Here is a 26157-nt window from a genome sequence, read left to right on the forward strand (position 1 = left end):
CAAAGAACTTCAGGTCGCATTGACCGTGACAGTATTGCGGTTTCGCTCCGCTACCGCTTTGTGTGTGAACACAAACGGATACTGTTATAAAAAAAGTCTTTGAAGTATAAAGCAGCTATACCTTATGAATAAGCTCCAGAAAGGAGGTGTTCCAGCCGCACCTTCCGGTACGGCTACCTTGTTACGACTTAGCCCCAGTCATCGGTTTTGCCCTAGGACGCTCCTTGCGGTCACGTACTTCAGGCACCCCCAACTCCCATGGCTTGACGGGCGGTGTGTACAAGGCCCGGGAACGTATTCACCGCGCCATGGCTGATGCGCGATTACTAGCGAATCCAACTTCATGGAGGCGAGTTTCAGCCTCCAATCCGAACTGAGATCGGCTTTCGAGATTGGCATCCCCTCACGGGGTAGCGACCCTCTGTACCGACCATTGTAACACGTGTGTCGCCCCGGACGTAAGGGCCGTGCTGATTTGACGTCATCCCCACCTTCCTCTCGGCTTACACCGGCAGTCCTGCTAGAGTGCCCACCTTGACGTGCTGGTAACTAACAGTAGGGGTTGCGCTCGTTATGGGACTTAACCCGACACCTCACGGCACGAGCTGACGACAACCATGCAGCACCTAGTTTCGCGCTCCGAAGAGAAGACCCCTTTCAGGATCCGTCGCTAACTTTCAAGCCCGGGTAAGGTTCCTCGCGTATCATCGAATTAAACCACATGTTCCTCCGCTTGTGCGGGCCCCCGTCAATTCCTTTGAGTTTCATTCTTGCGAACGTACTCCCCAGGTGGATAACTTAACGCTTTCGCTAAGTCACAGACTGTGTATCGCCTGCAACGAGTTATCATCGTTTACGGCGTGGACTACCAGGGTATCTAATCCTGTTCGCTCCCCACGCTTTCGTGCATCAGCGTCAGTAATAGCTTGGAAAGCTGCCTTCGCAATCGGTGTTCTGTGTGATATCTAAGCATTTCACCGCTACACCACACATTCCGCCTTCCGCAACTATACTCTAGACTAACAGTATCAGAGGCAATTTCGATGTTGAGCATCGAGCTTTCACCTCTAACTTACTAATCCGCCTACGCACCCTTTAAACCCAATAAATCCGGATAACGCTCGGGTCCTCCGTATTACCGCGGCTGCTGGCACGGAGTTAGCCGACCCTTATTCGTACGATACTTTCAAACAGGTACACGTACCTGCATTTACCCTCGTACAAAAGCAGTTTACAATGCATAGCACCTTCATCCTGCACGCGGCATGGCTGGTTCAGACTTGCGTCCATTGACCAATATTCCTCACTGCTGCCTCCCGTAGGAGTCTGGTCCGTGTCTCAGTACCAGTGTGGGGGGAAAACCTCTCAGTCCCCCTATGTATCGTAGCCTTGGTGAGCCGTTACCTCACCAACTAGCTAATACAACGCATGCCCATCTCTAACCATCGGAATTTTCAACCATCTAAGATGCCTTAAATGATATTATGGGGTATTAGACCAAATTTCTTCGGATTATCCCCCTGTTAAAGGTAGGTTGCATACGCGTTACGCACCCGTGCGCCGGTCGCCGGCAGGAGTACCGAAATACTCCACCCGCTGCCCCTCGACTTGCATGTGTTAGGCCTGCCGCTAGCGTTTATCCTGAGCCAGGATCAAACTCTCCATTGTAAAAAATGTTTTGTTAAATATCTTGGCTATACTCAAAGGTATTGTTATTTCTATCACCACCGAAGTGATGATGGATAAACTTTGCTGCTTCAATACTTCAAAGAACTTTAATTCTAAAAATTACAGAACTTTCGTTTCTAAACCTCTAAGACTTAACCTCTTAGCGGGTGCAAAGATAAGTGGAGTTTTTCAAACTTCCAAATCTTTTCGTCAATTTTTTTCAACCTTTTTACACCCTCTCGAAAATCTGAGAGCGAAACGGGTTGCAAAGATAAGAACGATTTTTGGAACCACCAAATCTTTTCGTTAAAAACTTTTCGTTACCGTAAAGAACCTGTCGCTATCGATAGTGTTTCTCTCGTTTAGCGGGTGCAAATATATGGACTTTTATCGGTTACTTCCAAACATTCTGCAAACTATTTTTCCAATATTTTCCAGCGATCACGATAACCAACTACTTAACAAGGGCTTACCGTTCCATGTTTTTCCGCAGCCTCTTCCGCCGCATGTGCCAGAGAAGAACGCAATCATATTTTACTTTATTGCCAAACGGACAAAGATTTTTTAAAATATTCTTAAATTCGGTTCATTACCAGCTGAATTTAGCGGTAAAAAATCTGGCGACGGGCATCCCCGACTACAGTAATTTGCCGCCGAGAAAGAGCGCGGCGATGGTAAAATAGATGATCAGACCGGTTACATCGACCAGCGTAGCGACAAACGGTGCCGAAGCCGTGGCCGGGTCGAGCCCTACTTTTTTAAGCAGGAACGGAATCATCGATCCAGAGAGTGTTCCCCACAGCACGATAAATATCAACGACACCGAGACGCTCAGGCCGATCCACACCCAATACTCCCCGTAATCATAAAGGCCGGCCTCCTGCCACACCCATATCCGGACAAAACCGATAATCCCGAGGATCGCCCCCAACAGCACGCCGGAAAACAGCTCTTTGCGCATCACATACCACCAGTTACGCATCTTCAGTTCCCCGAGGGCCAGCGCGCGGATGATGAGACTCGCCGCCTGGGAACCGGAGTTGCCCCCGCTCGAGATGATCAGCGGAACGAACAGCGCGAGCACTACCGCTTTCGAAATTTCTTCGTCGAAATGCCCCATCGCCGAAGCGGTCAGCATTTCGCTCAGGAACAGGATCACGAGCCAGCCGGCCCGCTTTTTCACCAGTTCGGCCAGCGACGTCTTCGTATAAGAGAGGTCCAGCCCCTCCGTACCGCCGAATTTCTGGAAGTCCTCGGTGTTCTCCTCCTGTACCACATCCATCACATCGTCGATCGTCACGATGCCGAGCAGCGTCCCGGCGGAGTCGGTTACCGGAAGCGCCACCCGGTCCAGGTTGCGGAACAGCTCTCCGGCCACCTCCTGGTCGTCATAAGCGTTCAGCGCGATGAAACGACTGTCGATCAAGTCGGCTATGATCTGGTCCGGAGAAGCCAGCAGAATTTCCCGGATGTGGATGTCGTCGACCAACTTCCAACTGTCGTCCACCACATAAATCACATTGAGCGTCTCGGAATCACGCCCGAAACGGCGGATGTGCTCCAGCGCCTGCGCCACGGTATAATAAGGTTTCACGGCAACGTATTCCGGCGTCATCAGCCGACCGATACTATCTTTGGGGTAGCCTAACAGCCGCGTGGCGATTTCACGTTCTTCTGCCGACAACATCTGTACGAGTCGTTGGCTCACTTTACCCGGCAACTCCTCGAAAAATGCGGTACGGTCGTCCGGATCGAGATCGTTGAGCAGGCCGATCACGTTATCCACATTGGCTGCCAGCCCTTCGATAATTTCTTCCTGCTCGTCGTACGAAAGGTGTTTGAAAGTCTCTTTGGCCGATTCACGTGACAAAAGCCTGAACAGAAGTATCCGGTCGGGTTTCGAGAGTGCGCCGATAATTTCGGCTATCTGGAACGGTTCCAGCGTAGCCAGTTCCTGCTTGGCAATTTTCCAGCTCCGTGATTCGATGAGCTGTTCAAAACGATTGGTGATTTCATTCATCATGCAATCTCCTTGTAGTTTATCCCTGCAAGGAGACCGCAGGGCCCCTTACAGAGAGGTGAATAATACTTTTCCTCTGCAACTCGGATAAGGGCCTTCGTCCATGATAACTGAATTTTGAGTTCGACTGAGAAATGCGGGATCATCCGATCCCACGTTCGATTGCTGCAAAAATAGCGCTTTTCCGGAAAAATCCGGCAAAAAAGGATCCTGAAATGCATGAATCCTCCGGGGAGACTCCCTCACGGGCTTTTTGAACAAAATAACCAAGATCGAAAAGTTTATTCGAAATTTCCCGCCGCCGGAATCTATACAGCCCACAAACGGGCCAAACATGAGAGTTATAAAAACGCATCCCTGCCGGATGGCGGGGATGCGCTACACTTATATTATATATGTATGCCTGAATAAATAATACGACTTAGTACCATAACAGTCCCGGACGGACTCAGGCAATATGGCCTGCAACAAAATCTCCCACTTCCGTCGTCGAGCAGGCTTTCGCCCCGGCAGCTGCCAGGTCCTCGGTCACGACACCGGCTTCGATAGCTTGATTCACCGCATCGCGCACCGCTTTGCCCTCCTGCTGCAGCCCGACGTGCTCCAGCAGCATCGCCGCCGACAGGATCGTCGCCATCGGATTGGCGATATTCTTTCCCGCAGCCTGCGGATAACTGCCGTGGATCGGCTCGAACAGCGCGACTTTCGCTCCGACCGACGCGGACGGCAACATGCCCAGCGAACCGCTGATAACGCTCGCTTCGTCGGTGAGGATGTCGCCGAACAGGTTCTCGGTAACGATCACATCGAAATGCGTCGGGCGCTGAATGATCTGCATCGCGGCATTGTCCACGAACATATATTCCAGTTCGACATCGGGATACTGCGGGGCGAGCTCGCCGCCGATCTGGCGCCACAGCCGGGAGGTGGCAATCACATTGGCTTTATCCACCAGCGTCAGTTTTTTGCGGCGTCCCCGGGCCAGCCCGAAAGCCAGGTGCAGGATACGCTCGATCTCCTCGCGCGTATAGACACAGGTATCGTACGCCGTATTGCCGTCTTCGCTGCGTCCTTGCGGACGGCCGAAATACATGCCGCCGGTCAGCTCACGCACGCAAATGAAATCGGCCCCCTTGACAATTTCGGTCTTGAGCGGAGAACGCCCGGCCAGCGAATCGAACACCGCCAGCGGACGAAGGTTCGCAAAAAGTCCGAGCGACTTGCGCATACGGAGCAATCCCTGTTCGGGACGCACCTTCGCCGCAGGATTGTTATCGTATTTGGGATCGCCGATGGCACCGAACAGGACCACATCCGACGCTTCGCACACGGCGTGCGTTTCGGCCGGATACGGGTCGCCCGTCGCGTCGATCGCACAAGCGCCGACCAACGCCTTGCTGTATTCGAACTGATGGCCGTACTTGGCAGCGACGCTGTCGAGCACCTTCACCGCCTCGCCCACGATCTCGGGGCCGATGCCGTCTCCCGGCAAAAGAGCAATCTTCAATTTCATCTCCTCAATGATTTTAAATAAGGCACCCCATCAGGGGTGCCTTACTCCATTTACATTAATTTCTGTACGTTCGGGTTTGTGCCGGAGAGCTGCCATCAAACCCCATAATCCGAAATCCGCTAAAATCCGGCCGGTTTCCGCCCAAGTCGGGGTACCGGTTCCGAAACCGGAACACTTCATTTCCATGCAAGGTCCATGACGCGGCACATCCCTATACCTCCGCAGTACCTTTTTACGCTTATACCTGCCTACTTATACTTGCCCGCACCCGGACTCCCATCCCGTCACCGGCACAACCGGGTTCCGCCGTAGCCCGGTTCCGTCAGCGCCTCGGCACTGCAAATCACCACGCTGCGAACTCCGTTGTCAATGGCCCGGAACGCATTTTCAAGCTTCGGCAGCATGCCGTCGGCCACAACTCCCGCCGCTTTCAATTCGGCAAAACGCTGCGGCGTAATCTCAGGAATAACGCTGTTGTCGTCGTCGACATCCATCAACACGCCCCGCTTCTCGAAGCAGTAGACCAGTTCCGTGTCATAAACGCCGGACATGCCGACGGCAATCGTCTGTGCGACCGTGTCGGCATTGGTATTGAGCAATCCTTCGCCCGCAGCGTCGAGCGTAATCGGAGCGGCCACGACCGTATAACCCGCATCGATCAGCGTACGGGCCATCGGTAGGCCGAAGCGATCCGGCAACGGATCGCCCACCCAGCCGTAATCGACCGGCACCGGATTACGACGCTGCGAACGGATGAATCCGCCGTCCGCGCCGCTCAATCCCACCGCGTTACAACCAGCCTGCTGCAACTTACTGACAATCGTTTTGTTGATAAGTCCGGCATACACCATCGTCACAACCTTAAGCGTCTCGGCATCGGTTACCCGGCGGCCGCCGACCATTTGTGTCTCGATCCCAAGGGCTTTCGCAACGGTCGTAGCCACTTTTCCGCCCCCGTGAACCAGAATCTTCGGTTCGGGCAGCGATGCGAAATCGACTAGGAACCGATCGAGTTTCTCCGGGTTATCGACAATGTTTCCACCGATCTTAACGACTTTCAACATACTGGAATTACAATTATTTCAACGGTTTACAAAGAGCTGAATCGCCAAACCGACCGGTTACGAACAATCCGTTTCCCTGTTCCGGGTATTAAACTGTCAATAACTTGCGCAACGAGGTGAGCAACTGATCGGCATGCGCCTGCGTGATGTTCAGCGCGGGCAGCAACCGGAATACGTTCTTATTGCCCGACGAACCGACAAAAATATGCTCGTCGTAGATCAGTTTCTTGCGCAACGGAGCCGCATCCTCGAACAGTTCGATACCGATCATCAGGCCCCGGCCGCGCACCTCTTTAATATTGGGAAGCTTGCGCAACTCGGCGATCAGGTAGTCGCCCATCTTTTTCGCATTGTCGATCAGATTCTCCTGCTCGATTACGTCGGCCACGGCAATGGCTGCGGCACAGGCCAGGTGGTTGCCGCCGAAGGTGGTCCCGAGCATGCCGTATTTCGGCGCGATGCGCGGCGAGATCGAAATGGCTCCCATCGGGAAACCGTTGCCGATCCCCTTGGCCATCGAATAGATGTCGGCAGACACTCCGGCCCAGTCGTGCGAATAGTACTGTCCGCTCCGGGCGCAGCCGCACTGCACGCTGTCGGCGATGTACACGGCATCGTGCTGGTCACACAGCGAACGGATTTTCCACAGGAACGAACGGCTCGCCTCGCGAATACCGCCCACACCCTGAATGCCCTCCAAAATCACCGAAGAGATTTCGCCCTTGTTGGCCAGGAACGCCTCTTCGAGCGCCTGCTCATCGTTCAGCGGAACGAAAATCACGTTGTCCGTCTGGTTAACCGGAGCGACGATGTTCGGATTGTCGGTCGCTGCGACCGCCAATGAAGTCCGGCCATGGAACGAGCCTTTCATCGCAATCACCTTCTTCTTGCCGTTGAAGAACGAAGCCAGTTTCAGTGCGTTTTCATTCGCCTCGGCTCCCGAGTTACACAGGAACAACTGGTAATCGCTTTTGCCCGACAGGCGGCCGAGTTTTTCGGCCAGCTCCTTCTGCTGCGCAATGATTACGGAATTGGAATAAAATCCGATATTTTTCAGCTGGTTGGTCACCATCTCCACATAATGCGGATGGGTGTGGCCGATCGAAATCACGGCGTGACCGCCGTACATATCGAGGTATTTCGTCCCCTTGTCGTCCCACACGTAGGAGCCTTCGGCCCGCACAATGTTGATATCGTACAAGGGATATACATCAAACATTTTCATAGTACTCTGTTTTTATAGGAGAAAACCGGGTATTTCTTTTCTCGCCAGCGCGGGAGACTTTCCGATGCAGCCTACCCTGTCACACAGACGCAGGTTTAGAACGCAGCCGCTTTCAATCGCAAGCCGGCGCGCTGATCCAAACCAAACATCAGATTCATGTTCTGCACCGCCTGTCCCGACGCACCTTTGAGCAGGTTGTCGATCGCGCTCACCACCAGCAGCTTGTCGCCGTGCTTTTCCAGCGAGATCAGGCATTTGTTGGTGTTGACGACCTGTTTGAGATTGATATTCTTATCGCTCACAAACGTAAAGGCGGCATCTTTGTAATACTCCTTATACAGCGCGGCCATCTCCTCGAGCGGCCTATCGCAGTCGGTATAGATCGACGCGAGAATCCCGCGCGTAAAGTCGCCGCGATACGGAATGAAGTCGATTGCACTGTCGAAAGCTGGCATCAACGAGCGGATGCTTTCGCCGATCTCACGCAGGTGCTGGTGCTCGAATGCCTTATAGACAGACAGGTTATTGGCCCGCCAGCTGAAATGCGACGTGGCGGCCAGCTTCTGCCCAGCCCCGGTCGAACCGGTAGCGGCCGAAATGTGCACATCACTGCGGAGCAACCCGGCTGCGGCCAGCGGCAGCAGTCCCAGTTGCAGGCAGGTAGCGAAACAACCCGGATTTGCGATGTTGCACGCCTCGCGTATTTTTTCACGGTTCATCTCGGGCAGGCCGTACACGAATGTCCGCTCCCCGAGCACTGCGCCCGCAGCCAGGCGGAAATCCTGGCTCAGGTCGATCACCCGCACCGAAGCCGGAACAGGATTCGCTTCCAGGAACTTACGGGCATCGCCGTGACCGACGCAGAGGAAAATCACATCGACGCCCGAAAAATCGAGCTCTCCGGTGAAACGCATATCCGTATCGCCCAACAGATCGGCATGCACGTCACTGAGCAGATTGCCCGCATTGGAGTTGCTGTGCACGAACACCAGTTCCACCCCGTCGTGATTGACGAGAATACGGATAGCTTCGCCACCCGTATATCCCGCACCTCCTATGATGCCTACTTTAACTCTCTTCATGCGTATACTTTAAAGTATAGGGATGATTTACCTATTTCATTCCTTTGTTGACCTTGTACCAAATTTTGTTCTGGTTGCCGAAAATCTTACCGAAACCTTTGACGTCATCGCTGGTCCAGTCGCTCATCGTTTCGCCGTAAGCACCGAACGCATTGCTCATCAGGTCGTGCTCGCTCTTAATGCCGACCACCACGAAACGGTAAGGATGCAGATCGACGTACACGTCGCCGCTCACCGTGCGCTGGCTGCTCTCGAGCATGGCCTCCATGTCTCGCATCACCGGATCGTAGTACTGCCCCTCGTGCAGGTAATTGCCGTAGAAAGCGGCGATCTGGTCTTTCCAGAAGAGCTGCCATTTGGTCAGCGTATGTTTCTCGAGCATGTGATGCGCTTTGATGATAATCATCGGGGCGGCAGCCTCGAAACCTACACGGCCTTTGATACCGATGATGGTATCGCCCACATGCATGTCACGGCCGATCGCATAGGGAGCGGCCACGGCCTGCAAGGCCTGGATCGCCGCGATACGATCGTCGAAACGTTTGCCGTCGAGACCGACGAACTCCCCTTTCTCGAAAGTCAGCGTAATGCGGCGCGATTTGCTCTCCTTGAGCTGCGAGGGGTAAGCCTCTTCGGGCAGCGTCTCGCTCGAAGTGAGCGTCTCCTTGCCGCCTACCGACGTGCCCCAAATGCCTTGGTTGATCGAATATTCCGCCTTTTTAAAGTCGAAATCGACGCCGTGCGAGCGCAGGTAGCTGATCTCCTCTTCGCGGCTGAGGCGTTTCTCGCGGATCAGCGCGATCACTTCAATCTCCGGTGCGATGATGTTGAACACCATATCGAAACGCACCTGGTCGTTACCGGCGCCCGTACTGCCGTGGCAAAGGTAATCGGCTCCGATCTGCTCGGCATATTTGGCAATGGCCGTCGCCTGCGACATACGCTCGGAGCTGACCGAAATCGGATAAGTGGCATTTTTCAGCACATTGCCGAAGATCATGTATTTGATTGCCGTATTGTAATAGTCCTGCGTCACATCGAGCGCTACGTAGCTCTTCACGCCCAGATCGTAGGCGCGTTTCTCGATTTTCGCGAGTTCCTCGGCCGAAAAGCCGCCGGTGTTGGCCAGTGCGGCATGAACCTCGAGGCCCATCTCCTTGGCCAGATATATTGCGCAGTAGGACGTGTCGAGCCCACCGCTAAATGCCAATACAACTTTTTTCTTTTCCATTTTCGTTACTTTTTGTCTTACTAACTTGTCCTGCTAATTTTTAAATCAAGAGGTCCTCCTTCTCACAGCCTGCATCCCGGCCGCAACATGCGAACCGGAAGGCTTCCGATCTCCAGCGGTGAAGGCTACTCCTCCTCGAACCCTGCGGGCCGGGGAACTTTCACTTCATCGTGGGCGGGATCAAAAAGCATGGCTGTGCAGAGGCAATTTCGTCGTTGTTTGCTTTGCAGGATCGGATAGTTCACGCAGCTTTCGCAGCCTTTCCAGAACTGGTCGTCATCGGTCAGCTCCGAGAAAGTTACGGGGCGGTACCCCAGTTCGTTGTTGATTTTCATCACGGCCAAACCGGTGGTCAGACCGAACAGCTTAGCACCTTTGAACATCTTGAGCGACAGGAAAAATGTCGCGGTCTTGATGGCTTTGGCCAAACCCAGCTTGCGGAATTTCGGATTGATAATCAAACCCGAATTGGCGACATAGTCGCCATGTCCCCAGGACTCGATGTAACTGAAACCGGCCCAGGTTCCGTCTTTGTGAAAGGCAATCACCGCCTTGCCGGCACGCATCTTGTTCGCTACATACTCGGGAGTACGTTTGGCGATACCAGTGCCGCGGGCTTTGGCGGATTCGGCCATTTCATCGCAGATAGCCTGCGCGAAGGGAGTGTGCTCCTCCGTGGCTACCAACACATTGAAATCTTCGATACTCATTCTAACACTCTAAATTTAAACGACGAAATTGTTTATGTACGGACGGCAGCGGCTCCTTGTCGCTGTTCGGCACGTACGAACTGCAAAAGTATGAAAAAAAGCTCAGAATAGGTCATAAGGGCGGGTTAAATTAAATTTTAAACAACTTCACCCTTTCGTGTCAGGATTCAATCGGCAATCCGACAAAACTTTCCCCGGAAGATCAACAATCGGAGAGGAATGGTATGGAAATTGTTCTCTGATTGAAACAATCCCCAATAAAAACGAATCCGCTATGAATTCATTATTATTAATCATTAATACGCTGTTAATCATGACACACACACTTCCTCCCCTCCCCTACGCCATGGACGCTCTCGCTCCGAAGATGAGTAAAGAGACTCTCGAATACCACTACGGCAAGCATTTGCAAACCTATATCGATAACCTCAACAACCTGATCAAAGGGACGCCTTACGAGAATATGACCCTGGAAGAGATCAGCGTGAAGGCCGACGGCCCGATTTACAACAACGGTGCGCAGGCCTGGAACCACGCATTCTTCTTCAACAGCTTCTCCCCGACGCCGAAATCGGCGCCCGAAGGAGCGTTGGCCGAAGCGATCAAACGTGATTTCGGTTCGTTCGACGCCTTCAAAGAGCAGTTCGGCAAAGCCGCCATCGGCCTGTTCGGATCGGGTTGGACCTGGCTGGCCGCAGATAAAGACGGCAAACTGGTTATCGTATCGGAATCGAATGCCGGCAATCCGTTGAAAAAAGGGCTGATCCCGCTGTTGGGCATCGACGTATGGGAGCACTCCTATTACATCGACTACCGCAACCGCCGGGCCGACTATGTAAAGAACTTCTGGGACATCGTCGACTGGAAGGTGATCGAAAAACGCTTCAAAAAATAGCTCAATAGCGTGGCCCGTTCAGGGGGCCGCAACCCCTTGTGTCCGAAACCTGAACACACAGTGGCCACGCGACGAATGCCAAGAGGCGCTCAATCGAGCGCCTCTTCATGTTTCACATCAGCCCTGGTCAGACTGCCTCGAATTATTGCAGGAAGACATAATATACGGCAACGCAGGCAATACCCGGTTCATCGTTGCGGGAAACAGCAAGAAAAATTCCGTCAAACTACAACCCCTACAGCATTCTGATCAGGATACCCCCATAAATACAAGATTTAGGAAGGGGCTCTCTCACCGCGAAAATTTGCTCCGGTGCAGTTTACCAGGTCTTGTTGTATAGCAGCTATTTCACCGGACGTTTCGGATTGCGGGGAAACCAACCTTTGCGCACGCGCTCTTTCTGCTCGAAAAGCTCTTTGATCGTCCACAACGATGAAAAAGCGAATACGCCAGCCAGCGCAGCGACCAGCACGTTGTCGGTGCAAAGCGACCAGACGATACCACCGATGCCCAATAACAGGAAAATCCACCAGCATCCGGTGCCCCAGTAATATTCGGCTTTCACTACAACCGGATGAAACAGGCCGATGATCAGAAATGTCGCGATCCCGATCACGAGACCCAACAAGTGGTATTGCATCAGAAATTCCATTGCTTTTCCTGTTTAGAGGTTCCGGTGGACAAATTCGATGCAACGTTCCATCAGGTGATTCCGGTAATTGCCCATCGAATGGTTCCGGTCGGGATAGATATACATCTCGAACGGTTTATCGTGCTGTACCAGACGCGCGACCATTTCGTACGTATTCTGGATATGCACATTGTCGTCGGCCGTGCCATGCGCGATCAATAGTTTGCCCTTGAGCCGGTCGGCAAAGTTGATCGGCGAGTTGTCGTCGTAACCCGACGGATTTTCATTCGGGTCACCGTTGTAGATTTCGGTATAAATCGTATCGTAAAAGCGCCAGGAGGTGACCGGAGCAACCGCAATCGCCATCTTGAACACGTCGTTGCCCTTCAAAATACAGTTCAGCGCCATAAAACCGCCGTAACTCCATCCGAAAATCCCGATCCGATCCGAATCGATGTAAGGGAGCGCACCCAAATAACGCGCTGCGGCGATCTGGTCTTCCACCTCATATTTGCCGAGCTGCTTGTACGTGCACTTCTTGAATTCGGATCCGCGAAAACCGGTCCCGCGCCCATCCACACAGGCGACGATATAGCCCTGCTGCACAAGTACGTCCTCCCAGCCCATACTCCAGCTGTCGGCCACACGCTGCGAGCCGGGCCCGCTGTACTGCACCATAAAAAGCGGATAGCTCCGGGTCGAATCGAAATCGGCCGGACGGATCATGTATCCATTGAACTCGATCCCCTCCGGGTTCCGGAATGTAAAAAACTCCTTTTCCGGCACATTCAGTTTCGAAAGCGTATTCCTCAACGCAACGTTATCCTCGAGGGTACGCACCAACTTGCCGTCGGCTGCGTGCAGCGTCACGCGGTTCGGCGTCGAGACATTCGAAAAATAGCTGATAAAATAACGGAACCCGCGCGAGGGAGCGACCGAGTAGGTACCGCTGCCGTCCGTCAGCCGGCGTTTATCCTTGCCGTTGAGCCTGATGCTGTAAAGGTCCCGCTTCAAGGGCGAAGTTTCGGTCGAAAGGTAATAGACCCGGTCGCCTTCGATCCCGGCCAGAGCGGTAACCTCCCAATCACCGGAAGTGATCCGGTTCAGGAATCCTGTCTCCGCACTATATAAATAAAGGTGCGTAAACCCGTCTTTTTCGCTGCGCACCACGAACCGCTCCCCATCGGGAAGGAATGTAACGCACTCGTCATCGACCCGCTCGACATACCGCGGATCACGCTCATCGTAAATCACCCGGGCAGATACGACTCCGGCATCCGTCCCCGCACCTGCTGCCAGGGCCGCCGCATCGCACAGCAACAGTTCGAAATGGTTTTGCGAACGGTTCAGCCGGTAGACGAGCAAACCTCCGGCGGGCGTCCATTTGACCCGCGGAATATACTGGTCGGTCTCTTTCCCGGTGTCGATGCGGCTGCGCCGGCCGCTTTCCAGATTGTAGTTGTATACTTCGACGATCGAATTTTGTTCGCCCGCCTTGGGATATTTGAACGAATAGTTCTCCGGATACAAGTCCCCTTCGAAACGGTTCATGTTGTACTCCCTGACCCGGCTCTCGTCGAACCGCATCCACGCCAGGTTCTTTCCGTCGGGAGACCAGGCGAATGCGCGTGAAAAGCCGAACTCCTCTTCGTATACCCAGTCCGGAATGCCGTTGATGATGTGGTTGAACAGACCGTCCGAGGTAATTTGCCGCTCGGATCCGGTAGCCAGATCGACCACGTACAGATTATTCCCACGCACAAATGCGAGGCGCGTGGCATCGGGCGAAAATTGCGCCACCTGCTGCGGCCCGCCCGCCGAAAGCCGGATCAACCGGTCTTCTTCCCGGTCGTAGATCCAATACTCGGCAGTAAACGACCGGCGGTAGATCGGTTTTACCTCCGTAGTCAGCAAAATACGGCGTTCATCCGAACTGAATGCATAATCGGTGAACGGCAATACCGGTTGCTGTTGTTTGCTGTCGAACACCACAGCGGTCTGCTCTCCGGTCCCATAGCTGAATTCGAGGATTTTCCCGTCGCTCATGGTCGTGTAATGCTCTCCGTCGTTCATGCTGCGTACGCCCTGTACGGTGCGGGGTACGAAAATCCCCTGCTTCATGTCGTCGTAACCGAACCGTCCCGCTCCGGCAACGGGAGCCGCCGAGGAGCAGGTAACCGCCGAACAGAGGGTGAGCGCCATAGCCATCGTTTTTATGTTTTTCATACCGTCGTTTCGATCTTGATCCATGCATTACCCCTTCAGGAATCCTAACACGCCTTCAGGCTCAGGTCGAGGCTTTTGATCTGGTGCGTCAGCGCGCCAACCGAGATAAAATCAACGCCGCACTCGGCGTACTCACGCAGATTCTTAAGCGTAATTCCCCCGGACGATTCGATCTCGGCCCGGCCGCCGATCAGTTTTACCGCTTCACGCGTCAATTCAGGGGTGAAATTGTCCAACATGATCCGGTCGCAACCGCCCGCAGCGAACACGTCGCGGATATCGTCCAGCGAACGGACCTCCACCTCGATCGGAATATCCTTGCCTTTCTCCTTCAGATATTCGCGCGTCAGCGGGATCGCCTTGAGGATACCACCGGCAAAGTCGATATGATTATCCTTAAGGATCACCATGTCGAACAGACCCATGCGGTGGTTTTCGCCTCCGCCCAACTTGACAGCGATCTTATCCAACACACGCATCCCCGGCGTCGTTTTGCGCGTATCGAGCACTTTGGTCTTCAACCCCTCGAGCTCTTTCACATAAACGGCCGTCTGTGTCGCCACGCCGCTCATACGTTGCATGATGTTGAGCAAGATCCGTTCAGCCTGCAGCAGCGAGATCAATCGTCCCTCGACGTAAAAGGCAATATCTCCGGGTTTGATCCGGGTCCCGTCCTCCAGGAGCTGCTCGAATTTCACCTCAGGATCCAGGCGCCGCAGCACCCGCCGGGCGACTTCAACGCCGGCCAAAATACCGTCCTGTTTCACCAGCAGTTTCATCCGTCCGCGCTGGTCATGCGGAATACAGGCCAGCGACGAATGGTCGCCGTCGCCGATATCCTCCCGGATCGCCAGCTCAATCAATTCATCGACGAAGGGAATATACTCTTCTTTCATAATGCTCATGTTTTAACCGGACAGCGCATACTGTCGCAATTACAATCGAATTTCGTACAAAGTTAAACAAAGTGGCGGCAATTCAAAAGCAGGACTTTCCGATTTGCACGCCTTACAATCCGGCAGTTCATACAAGTTTTTGCTTACAATTTACAACACATATTCTTTTCCCCACTTACGATTAGCTTACAAACCGCTTAAATTTGCATATTTTCAAGCATAATTTGTACTTTTACAGAGAATTTTTAACATCAATTACAAATCGGATTACTTTTGTCATTGTGTTTAAAACAAATATAAACAACTGACACACAATAATAAAAGTGCAACCTTAAAAGTTTGAGCATCATAGGTACCCGAAAAACTTTCATTCTATCAGCTGCTATCCCGATTTATTTTGTAAAAAAAGAACCGAACCACACGACATGAAACCACTCAGAAGCGATATAACCACCCGGGGCCGCCGCATGGCCGGGGCCCGCAGTCTTTGGAGGGCGAACGGCATGAAGGACGAGCAGATGGGTCGTCCGGTCATTGCGATCGTCAATTCGTTCACGCAATTCGTCCCGGGACACGTCCACCTGCATGAAATCGGCCAGCAAATTAAGGAGTGGATCGCCGAAGAGGGTTGCTTCGCCGCAGAGTTCAATACGATCGCCATCGACGACGGAATCGCGATGGGCCACGACGGGATGCTCTATTCGCTCCCTTCACGCGAACTGATCGCGGACAGCGTCGAGTACATGTGCAACGCACACAAAGCCGACGCAATGATCTGCATCTCGAACTGCGACAAAATCACCCCCGGCATGCTGATGGCAGCCATGCGGCTCAACATCCCGGCAGTATTCGTCTCCGGAGGACCGATGGAGGCCGGACGTACAGCGGGAAAAGCCTACGACCTGATCGACGCAATGGTCAAGGGGGCCGACGATACAGTTTCCGAACAGGAATTAGCCGCGGTCGAGCATTCCGCCTGCCCGACCTGCGGCTCCTGTTCAGGAATGTTCACGGCCAATTCGATGAACTGCCTGACCGAAGCGCTCGGCCTTTCGCTGCCCGGCAACGGAACGATCCTCGCCACGCATGCGGCTCGTACCGACCTGTTCCGCAAAGCGGCCAAACTGATCGTCAAAAACGCGAACGAATACTATTTCAACGATAACGACGCCGTACTGCCCCGTTCGATCGCCACGCGGAAAGCATTCCTGAACGCCATGTCGATGGACATCGCGATGGGCGGTTCGTCGAACACGGTTCTGCACCTGCTGGCCATAGCGCAGGAGGCGGGCGTGGAATTCACGATGAAAGACATCGACGCGCTCTCGCGCCGGGTGCCGGTCATCTGCAAGGTCGCGCCGAATTCCCACCACCACATCGAAGACGTAAACCGTGCGGGAGGGATTATGGCGATCCTCGGCGAACTCGACCGCGCGGGACTGCTCGACACCTCGGTGCACCGAATCGATTATCCCGACCTGAAAAGTGCAATCGCCGCAAACGACATCCTCTCGGCTACTGCGTCGGAGGAGGCCAAAGCACGCGCGCTGGCAGCGCCCGGCGGCAAATTCAACCTGGAACTCGGTTCGCAGGACAATACCTACCCCGAGGCCGATACCGACCGTAAACAGGGCTGCATCCGCGACATGGAGCACCCCTATCTCAAGGACGGGGGGTTGGCCGTGCTGTTCGGCAACTTGGCCGAAGACGGCTGCATCGTCAAAACGGCCGGCGTAGACGCATCGATCCTCCGTTTCGAGGGCAAAGCCCGCGTATTCGAATCACAGGAAGAAGCATGCGAAGGAATCCTCTCAGGCAAGGTTAAAGCCGGCGACGTGGTGATTATCCGCTACGAAGGCCCCAAAGGGGGCCCCGGTATGCAGGAGATGCTCTACCCCACCTCCTACCTGAAAAGCATCAAAATCGACAAGCAGTGCGCACTGGTGACCGACGGCCGTTTCTCGGGAGGCACCTCGGGCTTGTCGATCGGACACGTATCGCCGGAAGCAGCCGCCGGAGGCAACATCGCACTTGTCCGCAACGATGATCCCATCCTGATCGACATTCCCAACCGCACGATCCGCATCGACCTTCCGGACAAAGAGTTGCTACAGCGCCGCAAAGAAATTGTCCGCTTCGAACCCGAAGGACGCGAACGAGTCGTCAGCAAGGCCCTAAGGGCCTACGCTAGCCAGGTCACTTCGGCCGACCGCGGCGGCGTCCGGGAAATTCGCTGAGCGCTTCACACCTGCGGGCTACTCCCCTCCCGTCCCCGGAAACACTCCGAAAACTTACCGGTACAAATTACAGCCAAGCCGTCCCGGTTGGTGCTAAAGGTATTTTGCCACTGTCCCGGACCTGCCAGACTGGCTGTCCAAACACCCTGAAGCCGGAACTCTCCCAGAGCTGAAAAGTTGTACGGAAAAGATTAGAATAAAAAGGAGATCAACATTTTGAAACAGTATGCAGATATGTCGAACCCACACAAGGTAAAAGGAGCGGAAGCTCTGCTGTTATCGCTGTTGGCCGAAGGCACCGATACGCTCTTCGGCTACCCCGGAGGTGCCATCATTCCGGTATACGATCACCTCTACGGCTATACCGACCGGCTGCACCATATCCTGACGCGCCACGAGCAGGGTGCGGTACATGCCGCGCAAGGTTACGCACGGGCTACGGGCCGGGTCGGTGTCTGCATGGCCACTTCGGGCCCCGGCGCCACGAACCTGGTCACCGGCATTGCCGACGCCATGATCGATTCGACGCCGCTGGTCTGCATTACGGCCCAGGTCGCAGCCGCTGCATTGGGTTCCGACGCTTTCCAGGAAGCCGACATCATCAGCATGACCATGCCCGTCACGAAATGGAATTTCCAGATTACCCGTGCGGAAGAGATTCCGGGAGCGATCGCCAAAGCCTTTTACATCGCCCGGTCAGGCCGTCCCGGCCCCGTAGTGATCGATTTCACGAAAAATGCGCAGAACGAAGATATGGTTTTCAGTTACACGCCCTGCGACTACCTGCGCAGCTACCAGCCGACGCCACCGCTGCAAGCCGCTGACATCACGCAGGCGGTAGAGATGGTCAATGCGGCTGAAAAACCCTTGCTGCTGGTCGGACAGGGAGTCAAACTCTCCGGCGGGGAACGGGCCGTGATCGCACTGGCCGAAAAAGGGGGAATCCCGATGGCGGAAACACTGATGGGCATTTCAGCGGTACCCAACGCCCATCCGCTTTTCGTCGGCAACCTAGGCATGCACGGCAACCTAGCTGCCAACGAAATGACCCAGCAAAGCGACCTGATCGTCGCCGTGGGCATGCGTTTCAGCGACCGCGTGACGGGAGACGTCAAGAGTTATGCTCCCCATGCCCGGATCATACATATCGACATCGATCCGGCGGAACTGAATAAAAACATTCCTGTCGCGCTGGCCGTCCATGCCGATGCGAAAGAAGCCCTCGAGGCCATGCTGCCCGGCATCCGGTACAAAGAACGCACGCAGTGGCTCGCCCTCGCAACCGCCAAACGGCGCGAGGAAGACGATACGGTCGTTCGCCATGACATGCACCCCCGGGGCGACGGCATCACGATGTGCCAGGCCGTGAGCGCACTGGCCGACGCCGAACACGGCGATGCCGTCATTGTCACCGACGTGGGGCAAAACCAAATGTTCGGGGCACGCTACTCGCGCTTCAACTCCACGCGCAGCTTCATCACCTCGGGTGGCCTCGGCACGATGGGGTTCGGGCTGCCCGCAGCCATCGGGGCAAAGCTCGGCATGCCCGGGCGGGAGGTGGTGGCCATCCTCGGCGACGGAGGTTTCCAGATGACGATACAGGAGTTGGGGACGATCAAACAGGAACAATTGGGCCTGAAAATCGTCGTGCTGAACAACTCCTATCTGGGTATGGTCCGTCAGTGGCAGCAACTTTTCCATGACCGCCGCTATTCGTTCACCCCGATGGACAATCCGGATTTCACGATGATCGCGTCGGCTTACGGCATTCCCGCCGACCGGGTCAGCGACCCGGCGGAACTCCCGGGCGCAATGCGCAAACTGGCCGACGCTCCGGGCCCCTATTTCCTCGAAGTGGTCGTCCGCCCCGAAGAGAACGTATTCCCGATGGTACCCGCAGGAGAATCGCTGTCAAACGTCATGTGCAAAGAGTAAAGTTATGGAACAGGAATATATCGTCATCGCTTTCACGGAGAATCAAATCGGTGTACTGAACCGCATCACGGGGCTTTACCTGCGCCGCAAAATCAACATCGAGAGCCTGAAAGTCTCGGAAAGCTCGATCAAGGGGATTAGTATGTTCGTTATTTCGGCTTTCACGACCCACGAGATCATCGAACGGCTCGTCAAGCAACTGCGCAATATTATCGACGTCATTCAGGTGGAGTTCTATTCCAACGAAGAGTTGATCACCCAGGAAATCGCCCTGTATAAAATCTCGGCTGAAATTCTGCGGCAAAGCGACACGGTAGACCGAATCATCCGGCAATGGAACGCCCGTTTCATCGAAATCAATCCCGCATACGTGGTGGTCGAGAAAACCGGGACGCGCGAAGAGATCGACCGCATGAGGGAAACGCTCGCAGAGGAGAAGCTGCTCGACGAATTCACACGCTCGGGCAGCGTCGTGCTGCACCGCGAATCGGTGGAAGAGAAACTGCAGGGGAAAATATAGGATATACAAACCCGGCAAGAGTGCACACCGATTCGATCCGGTATCTCCGGCTGCTTGCAAACGGATGCCGCTGCGTTTCCGGCAAGCAGACAGGGGAACGGGACCATTTAAAGTCTGGACAAACAAAGAAATAAACCAACTGTAAGATTAAATCTGAAAAATCATGGCAAAAATGAATTTCGGCGGCGTCGAGGAGAACGTTGTCACCCGCGAAGAGTTTCCGTTGAGCAAAGCGCTCGAAGTGCTTAAGGGCGAGACCATCGCCGTCATCGGCTACGGCGTTCAGGGACCGGGACAGTCGCTGAACCTGAAGGATAACGGTTTCAATGTGATCGTCGGCCAGCGCAAAAATTCGAAAACCTGGGACAAAGCTATCGCAGACGGCTGGGTTCCCGGGGAAACGCTTTTCGAAATCGAAGAGGCCTGCCAGCGGGCTACCATCATTCAATACCTGCTGTCGGACGCTGCCCAGATCGCCGTATGGCCTACTATCAAAAAGCACCTGACCGCCGGGAAAGCGCTCTATTTTTCACACGGCTTCGGCGCTACCTACTCCGAACGCACCGGCATCATCCCGCCGAAAGATATCGATGTCATCATGATCGCCCCGAAAGGTTCGGGTACCTCGCTGCGCCGGCTCTTCCTCGAAGGGCGCGGGCTGAACTCCAGCTATGCGATCCTGCAGGACGCTACCGGCAAAGCCTGGGATCGTGTCATCGCATTGGGTATCGGCGTAGGGTCGGGGTACCTGTTCGAAACTACGTTCAAAAAAGAAGTTTACTCCGACCTGACCGGTGAACGCGGTACGCTGATGGGCGCTATTCAGGGGATTTTCGCGGCACAATACCAAGTACTGCGCGAAAACGGACACACTCCTTCCGAAGCGTTCAACGAAACAGTCGAAGAGCTCACCCAGAGCCTGATGCCGCTGGTTGCTGAAAACGGTATGGACTGGATGTATGCGAACTGCTCGACTACTGCACAGCGCGGGGCGCTCGACTGGTGGAAACCGTTCCGCGATGCAACGTTGCCGGTATTCAAAAAGCTATACGCCGAAGTGGCTGCCGGCAATGAAGCCCAGCGTTCGATCGACAGCAACAGCAAGACAGACTACCGCGAAAAACTCGATGCCGAACTCAAAGAGATGCGTGAAAGCGAAATGTGGCAGGCCGGTGCGACGGTGCGCAACCTGCGTCCCGAACGCAACAAGTAACCTTACCAGGCATCTTCATGTAAAAACATCAAAGCCTGCCCGGATGAGCAGGTTTTGATGTTTTTATTATTCGATGTATCTATAAATAGAGACGATCGACAAAAAAGAAAATCGACCGGAAGCTAAAACCCTCCTTCAGGTTCCCAGCCGGAAAAAACACAGTAACCTGCGTACCATACGGTTATGCAAACCTATCCGGGAAGAGTGGAAATCGGAATTTTCTCCTTGATGCAAGGCGGCCTGGCCTGCTCCCATGGAAGCGGCTATGATCGGGTTCCAGAAGCGGGCCCGCCGTCGCCTGTTGAATCCATGGCAGCCAAACGGGACATGCCCTCCGTTCAACTGATAGCAAAGCCAAGGGTAGGTATCGAATGAAAAGTGCGCCGCCACTTCAACCGGAGGAATACTGAAATTCGGCTCCAGTTTGGGAGCTTCCACGGCAAAAAACACATCCTCATAATAGCGGGATTCGGCGACACGCTCCTTATAGTAAGCTACCCGGTCGGCATGGTCGGTCAGCAAACGATAGATCGTCCCGGTACGCCTGAGCGACAAACCGCCGTTGCCTACCTTATTCCGGACAATGTGCCTTTGATAATGGTTCTTTCCGCTCAACAGGCTTTTCAGCCGGGAACATACTTTATAAACCGGATTGGCATAAAGCGGACGGGAAGGCCAGGGGGCACCGATATAATCATATCCCCGGGCACACCACTGCGCCAGTTCGTCCCGGAAGACAAAAGCATCCGTCTGGTAAATCAGGATATATTCCCAATTCAGAAAACGCCGGTAAAATTCGGCCGACAGCATCAAGTGGTTGTAGCCGTAGCGTCCCGCAAAAAAAGAGGGATCGAAACTCTCTATCCTGCAAAACGGAAAACGCATCATGACCGGAGTCATATCGAGCCCTTCGGGAATCACAAACGTAATCGGATAGCCGCCCAACACAGCGAAACACCGCTCCAGCGACAACCATTCGTCAGGATTCAGTGCAGTGCGGTAAAGCGGAACAACCACATTCACGGGAGGGAGAGTCTGTTGCTTCAAGTGCTGGAAATTTAGGATAACGACAATACTTTACTCAGATGAGCGTGCAACTGGATCGGAGTCAGGTTCTGCCGAATGTGCCCTTTCCGGGCCACGGAAATCGTCCCGCGCTCTTCCGAAACGGCGATCACCAACGCATCGGTCACCTCGGAAGCGCCGAGTGCCGCCCGGTGCCGCATCCCGAATTCCGAAGGCACAACTTCACGCTCGGTTGAAGGGAGCACACACCGTGCCGCAGCGATCCTTCCGTTCGCAATCACGATCGCTCCGTCATGCAACGGTGAATTTTTGAAAAATATTGTTTTAATCAGGGCCGACGACACCCTGGCATCAATCGGTTCACCCCGCTCGATCAACGGATCGAGACTGATGCTGCGCCCGATCACAATCAGTGCGCCGGTCTTCGAAGCGGCCATATCCGCACAAGCATTCACGATCGGATCGATCCATTCCAACGCCCGGTCGATCGACTGGCGCGATTTGAACCACCTGCCGAAAAGCGTATTTTTTCGGTGTGAATACTGCGTTCCGAGCAACAACAGGAACCGCCGGATTTCCTGTTGGAACACCACGATCAGCGCGATCACGCCGACCCCGATGATCTGTCCCAGGATCATACTCAGCAACTCCATTTTCAACACTCTGACCACAATCCATAGCAGATATACGATCAGGATGCCGACCACGATCCTCAATGCGTTCGTACCCCGTGTAAGCCGGTAGATCTGGAACATGATCAGCGCGACCACGAGGATATCGATGATGTCGATCAGCGTTATGTCGATAAAGCCCATACGGGAACAAAGATAATAAAGTAATCATAAAAACGGCAACTGTTTTCACAATTGCCGTTTTGGTATGAAAATCGGACAGGTAACGAAAATCCCTACCCGCGTTGTTTCCGGTTGATCATGTCGTACGCGACCGGTGTGGCCACGAATACCGACGAGAAGGTACCCATCACGATACCGAACATCAGCGCGAAGATAAAGCCGCGGATCACCTCGCCGCCGAACAGGAAGATCGCCAACAGCACGACGAAAGTGGTTCCCGCCGTATTGACCGTACGGGCCAACGTACTGTTGATAGCGTTGTTGATGTTATCGCGTACGCTCCGTTTCGGATAGAGTTCCTGATACTCGCGAATACGGTCGAAGATTACCACCGTGTCGTTGATCGAGTAACCGATAATCGTCAGGATCGCAGCGATGAACGACTGGTCGATCTCCATATTGAAAGGCAACAGCCCATGCAGCATCGAGAAAATACCGATCGTGATGATCGCGTCGTGGGCCAGCGAGATCACACCGCCCATACCCCACTGCCAGCGTTTGAAACGCAGCATGATATAAATTCCGATGGCCAACAAGCTGAACAATACGGCGATAAACGAATTTACCGTAATATCGTGCGCCACGCTCGGGCCGACCTTGTCGGAACTGATGATGCCGTACGGACTGGTCTGGGTCGTCTGGAACTCGGATTCGGTCAATTTTTGGGTCATCAGCGGCGAAAGCGACTGGTAAAGCATCGATTCGATTTCGGCGGTCACATTGTCGCCCGCGTCGTCATACTTGTACTGCGTTACGATACGCATCTGGTTCTCCTTACCGAACTGCTTCACCTCGTAGCTCGAACCTTCGAAAACGGGCTGCAATGCTTCGCGCACCTCGTTGGCGGTCACGGGACGGTCAAAGCGCACGACGAAAGCACGTCCGCCGGAGAAATCGACGCCGTAACTCAGACCTCGGGTCGCCAGCGATACGACAGTCGCTACAACCAATGCAATGGAAATAATATAAGTGATGTGACGCAGTTTGATAAAGTCGATATGCGTATGGGCCAGGAAATTCTCCGTATACTTGTTCGAGAAGCGGATCTTCCAACCCTTGTTGAGCATTCCGGTAAAGATCAGGCGCGTGATGAAGATTGCGCAGAAGAGCGAGGTCAGGATACCGATGATCAGCGTCGTGGCAAAACCCTGAACAGGTCCCGTACCGAAAATGAACAGCACAATACCGGTAATCAGCGTGGTCAGGTTACCGTCGATAATGGCAGACATGGCGTTCTTGAAACCCTCTTTGAGCGACAGGGCCAAGCCTTTGCCCGCCCGGAGTTCCTCTTTCACGCGTTCATAGATGATCACGTTCGCATCGACGGCCATACCCATCGTCAATACGATACCGGCGATACCCGGCAGTGTCAGTACGGCTCCGAACGACACCAATACGCCCAGCAAGAAGAACAGGTTGCATATCAATGCAATACCGGCAACAAGGCCCGCCGTATTGTAATAGAAGATCATGTAAATCAGAACCAGGATGAACGCGAGGATAAACGACATCATACCGGCGTTGATCGACTCCTGTCCCAGCGACGGGCCGACCACGGTATCCTGGATAATCCGGGCAGGCGCGGGCAGTTTACCCGACTTGAGGACGTTGGCCAAGTCTTTCGCCTCCTGGATCGTAAAATTGCCGGTGATCGAAGAACGGCCGCCTTCGATCTCCTGGTTCACACGCGGAGCCGAGTAGACATAACCATCAAGGACGATCGCGACGCTGCGGCCGATGTTGTCGGCGGTCAGGCGAGCCCACGAACGGGCGCCGGCAGCGTTCATCACCATACTAACCTCTGCCGATGCACCGTGCTGCGAATATTCCTCGCGCGCCTCGGTTACGACACCGCCGTCGAGCGGAGCTTTGCCGTCGCGCGTATTGGCTTTGATCGCATAAAGATCGAAAATCGTTTCACCCGGATCGGAAGCCTTGATGCCCCACAGCAGTTTCACATCGCGCGGCAACAGCGCCTTCACCTGCGGCAGGTTCAGGTAACGGTTCACCGTAGCGGTATCGAACGACAATGCACGGCCCACTACCGGACCTGCACCGAGCTGCCCCTGCTGGTCAACGATCGGCTGCAGTTTTGCAAAAAGCGGGTATTGTGCACTCATCGCCGAAGTGTCATGCACCTCTGCGGCGGGTTTGTTCTGGGGTGCGAGGCTGTCCAGTTCTTTGAGCAGCGACGATTCCTCTTTGGCCTCTGTTTTGGCTACAGTGGAATCGGCGGCCAAAATGGCCTCCGCTGTCGTTTTGGCAACGCTATCCGTTGCACCGGCCAGGCTGCCGGCAGCCTGCAGGTCGCGGATCAGCGCATTGGCCTGTTCGAGGGCGGGATAAATCTCGTTGTTTTCGTAAGTGGCCCAGAATTCGAGGCTGGCCGTTCCCTGCAGCAACTTGCGGACACGCTCCGGCTCCTTGACGCCGGGCAATTCCACCAGAATACGGCCGGAATTTTCGAGGCGCTGGATATTGGGCTGTGCCACACCGAAACGGTCGATACGGTTGCGCAGCACGTTGAACGAGTTGGCAATGGCACCTTCTGCCTGCTCGCGCAGTACGCGGATCACCTGTTCGTTGGTACTGGCCGGGGTAATCACCTCGCGCAACTCGGGCGTATTGAAAATGTAGCACAGCTTGCCGCCGTCCGACACCTTCTCATAAGCCGAGGCGAAGAGCGTAATATAGTCGCTGGTGCTGCTTTTCTGGGCCTCCCGGGCCTGGGCGAGCGCCTGGTTGAACACCGGGTCCTTGCTGTCGTTGGACAGTGCGCGCACGACGTCTTCAACCGAAATCTCGAGCATGACGTTCATACCGCCGCGCAGGTCGAGACCGAGGTTGATCTCTTTCTCCTTGCACTCCTTGTAGTTGAACTTCACGAACCCGAGGTTATACACGGGCTGCGACTTGACGGAGTCCAGATAATTCTGCTCCTTGACCGGATCCCCGGCGGCATAACGGGCGGCTTGCTTCTCGACATGGCGCGTCACAAACGTGAACGAAAGCTGGTACGCGCAGGCTATTGCAAGAACAATCGCCAGAAATTTTAGTGCACCTTTATTCTGCATGTTGTTTGGATTTATATACTTTAAATGTTAACTCGTTCATTCACACAATGTGCATTTGGAGTGCAAATCTACACATTTTTTCATCAAATACAACCAAAAGGAAGCTTTTCAGCCGGTGAATTTTGCGCACCCGGAAG

18 protein-coding genes and 1 rRNA gene are annotated in these 26157 nt (G+C 54.3%); 5 read left to right on the top strand and 14 right to left on the bottom strand.

Annotated features, from left to right (window positions below; all coding sequences use genetic code 11):
• Positions 1-139: 139 nt before the first annotated feature.
• From NQ495_RS04680 to NQ495_RS04715, 8 genes are all read right to left on the bottom strand, one after another.
• Positions 140-1668 (bottom strand): 16S ribosomal RNA (locus tag NQ495_RS04680).
• Positions 1669-2305: 637 nt separating this feature from the next.
• The gene (gene mgtE / locus NQ495_RS04685; RefSeq protein WP_009134111.1) at positions 2306-3691 is read right to left on the bottom strand and encodes a magnesium transporter; all 1386 of its coding nucleotides are present in this window, start codon (positions 3689-3691) and stop codon (positions 2306-2308) included.
• A 445-nt stretch (positions 3692-4136) separates the two neighbouring features.
• A complete protein-coding gene (leuB, locus tag NQ495_RS04690) occupies positions 4137-5201 on the bottom strand; it encodes a 3-isopropylmalate dehydrogenase (RefSeq protein ID WP_009134110.1) in 1065 nt (354 codons plus the stop codon).
• Positions 5202-5485: 284 nt separating this feature from the next.
• Positions 5486-6265 (bottom strand): acetylglutamate kinase, encoded by a 780-nt coding sequence (argB, locus tag NQ495_RS04695; RefSeq protein ID WP_009134109.1) that lies wholly within the window; start codon positions 6263-6265, stop codon positions 5486-5488.
• 88 nt (positions 6266-6353) lie between these two features.
• Positions 6354-7490, bottom strand: coding sequence for an aspartate aminotransferase family protein (locus tag NQ495_RS04700; RefSeq protein WP_009134108.1), 1137 nt, complete (start codon positions 7488-7490; stop codon positions 6354-6356).
• Between the two features lie 95 nt (positions 7491-7585).
• Complete coding sequence (gene argC / locus NQ495_RS04705; protein ID WP_009134107.1) at positions 7586-8572, bottom strand: N-acetyl-gamma-glutamyl-phosphate reductase; 987 nt, start codon at positions 8570-8572, stop codon at positions 7586-7588.
• Positions 8573-8603: 31 nt separating this feature from the next.
• Entirely contained in the window at positions 8604-9803 is a 1200-nt protein-coding gene (locus tag NQ495_RS04710; RefSeq protein WP_009134106.1) for an argininosuccinate synthase, read from the bottom strand.
• A 125-nt stretch (positions 9804-9928) separates the two neighbouring features.
• Positions 9929-10513 (bottom strand): N-acetyltransferase, encoded by a 585-nt coding sequence (locus NQ495_RS04715; RefSeq protein WP_009134105.1) that lies wholly within the window; start codon positions 10511-10513, stop codon positions 9929-9931.
• A 313-nt stretch (positions 10514-10826) separates the two neighbouring features.
• On the opposite strand from NQ495_RS04715, the gene NQ495_RS04720 reads away from it, so the two are divergent.
• A complete protein-coding gene (locus NQ495_RS04720; RefSeq protein ID WP_040294512.1) occupies positions 10827-11408 on the top strand; it encodes a superoxide dismutase in 582 nt (193 codons plus the stop codon).
• 343 nt (positions 11409-11751) lie between these two features.
• Here the strand turns inward: NQ495_RS04720 and NQ495_RS04725 are convergent, their stop codons facing one another.
• From NQ495_RS04725 to nadC, 3 genes are read right to left on the bottom strand one after another with little or no spacing between them, the layout of a single operon-like run.
• Positions 11752-12060, bottom strand: a complete 309-nt coding sequence (locus tag NQ495_RS04725) for a DUF4491 family protein (RefSeq protein WP_009134103.1) — start codon at positions 12058-12060, stop codon at positions 11752-11754.
• 12 nt (positions 12061-12072) lie between these two features.
• Positions 12073-14265, bottom strand: coding sequence for a S9 family peptidase (locus NQ495_RS04730; RefSeq protein ID WP_147513039.1), 2193 nt, complete (start codon positions 14263-14265; stop codon positions 12073-12075).
• A gap of 44 nt (positions 14266-14309) precedes the next feature.
• Positions 14310-15161, bottom strand: a complete 852-nt coding sequence (nadC, locus tag NQ495_RS04735; RefSeq protein ID WP_009134101.1) for a carboxylating nicotinate-nucleotide diphosphorylase — start codon at positions 15159-15161, stop codon at positions 14310-14312.
• A gap of 425 nt (positions 15162-15586) precedes the next feature.
• On the opposite strand from nadC, the gene ilvD reads away from it, so the two are divergent.
• From ilvD to ilvC, 4 genes are all read left to right on the top strand, one after another.
• Positions 15587-17398 (top strand): dihydroxy-acid dehydratase, encoded by a 1812-nt coding sequence (ilvD, locus tag NQ495_RS04740; protein ID WP_009134100.1) that lies wholly within the window; start codon positions 15587-15589, stop codon positions 17396-17398.
• A gap of 234 nt (positions 17399-17632) precedes the next feature.
• Positions 17633-19333 carry a biosynthetic-type acetolactate synthase large subunit gene (gene ilvB, locus NQ495_RS04745; RefSeq protein ID WP_009134099.1) on the top strand — a complete coding sequence of 567 codons (1701 nt, stop codon included), beginning with the start codon at positions 17633-17635 and terminating at the stop codon, positions 19331-19333.
• Between the two features lie 4 nt (positions 19334-19337).
• Positions 19338-19853, top strand: coding sequence for an acetolactate synthase small subunit (gene ilvN, locus NQ495_RS04750; protein WP_009134098.1), 516 nt, complete (start codon positions 19338-19340; stop codon positions 19851-19853).
• Positions 19854-20016: 163 nt separating this feature from the next.
• Complete coding sequence (ilvC, locus tag NQ495_RS04755; protein ID WP_040294219.1) at positions 20017-21066, top strand: ketol-acid reductoisomerase; 1050 nt, start codon at positions 20017-20019, stop codon at positions 21064-21066.
• 135 nt (positions 21067-21201) lie between these two features.
• On the opposite strand, the gene NQ495_RS04760 is transcribed toward ilvC, so the two are convergent.
• The 3 genes from NQ495_RS04760 to secDF all read right to left on the bottom strand — a co-directional run bounded on the left by NQ495_RS04760 (position 21202) and on the right by secDF (position 26020).
• Positions 21202-22113 carry a DUF5672 family protein gene (locus NQ495_RS04760; protein WP_009134096.1) on the bottom strand — a complete coding sequence of 304 codons (912 nt, stop codon included), beginning with the start codon at positions 22111-22113 and terminating at the stop codon, positions 21202-21204.
• An 11-nt stretch (positions 22114-22124) separates the two neighbouring features.
• Entirely contained in the window at positions 22125-22907 is a 783-nt protein-coding gene (gene cdaA, locus NQ495_RS04765; RefSeq protein WP_009134095.1) for a diadenylate cyclase CdaA, read from the bottom strand.
• Positions 22908-22999: 92 nt separating this feature from the next.
• The gene (gene secDF, locus NQ495_RS04770; RefSeq protein ID WP_009134094.1) at positions 23000-26020 is read right to left on the bottom strand and encodes a protein translocase subunit SecDF; all 3021 of its coding nucleotides are present in this window, start codon (positions 26018-26020) and stop codon (positions 23000-23002) included.
• Positions 26021-26157 lie beyond the last annotated feature (137 nt).

It is taken from the genome of Alistipes indistinctus YIT 12060 (assembly GCF_025144995.1).
Lineage (GTDB): Bacteria > Bacteroidota > Bacteroidia > Bacteroidales > Rikenellaceae > Alistipes_A > Alistipes_A indistinctus.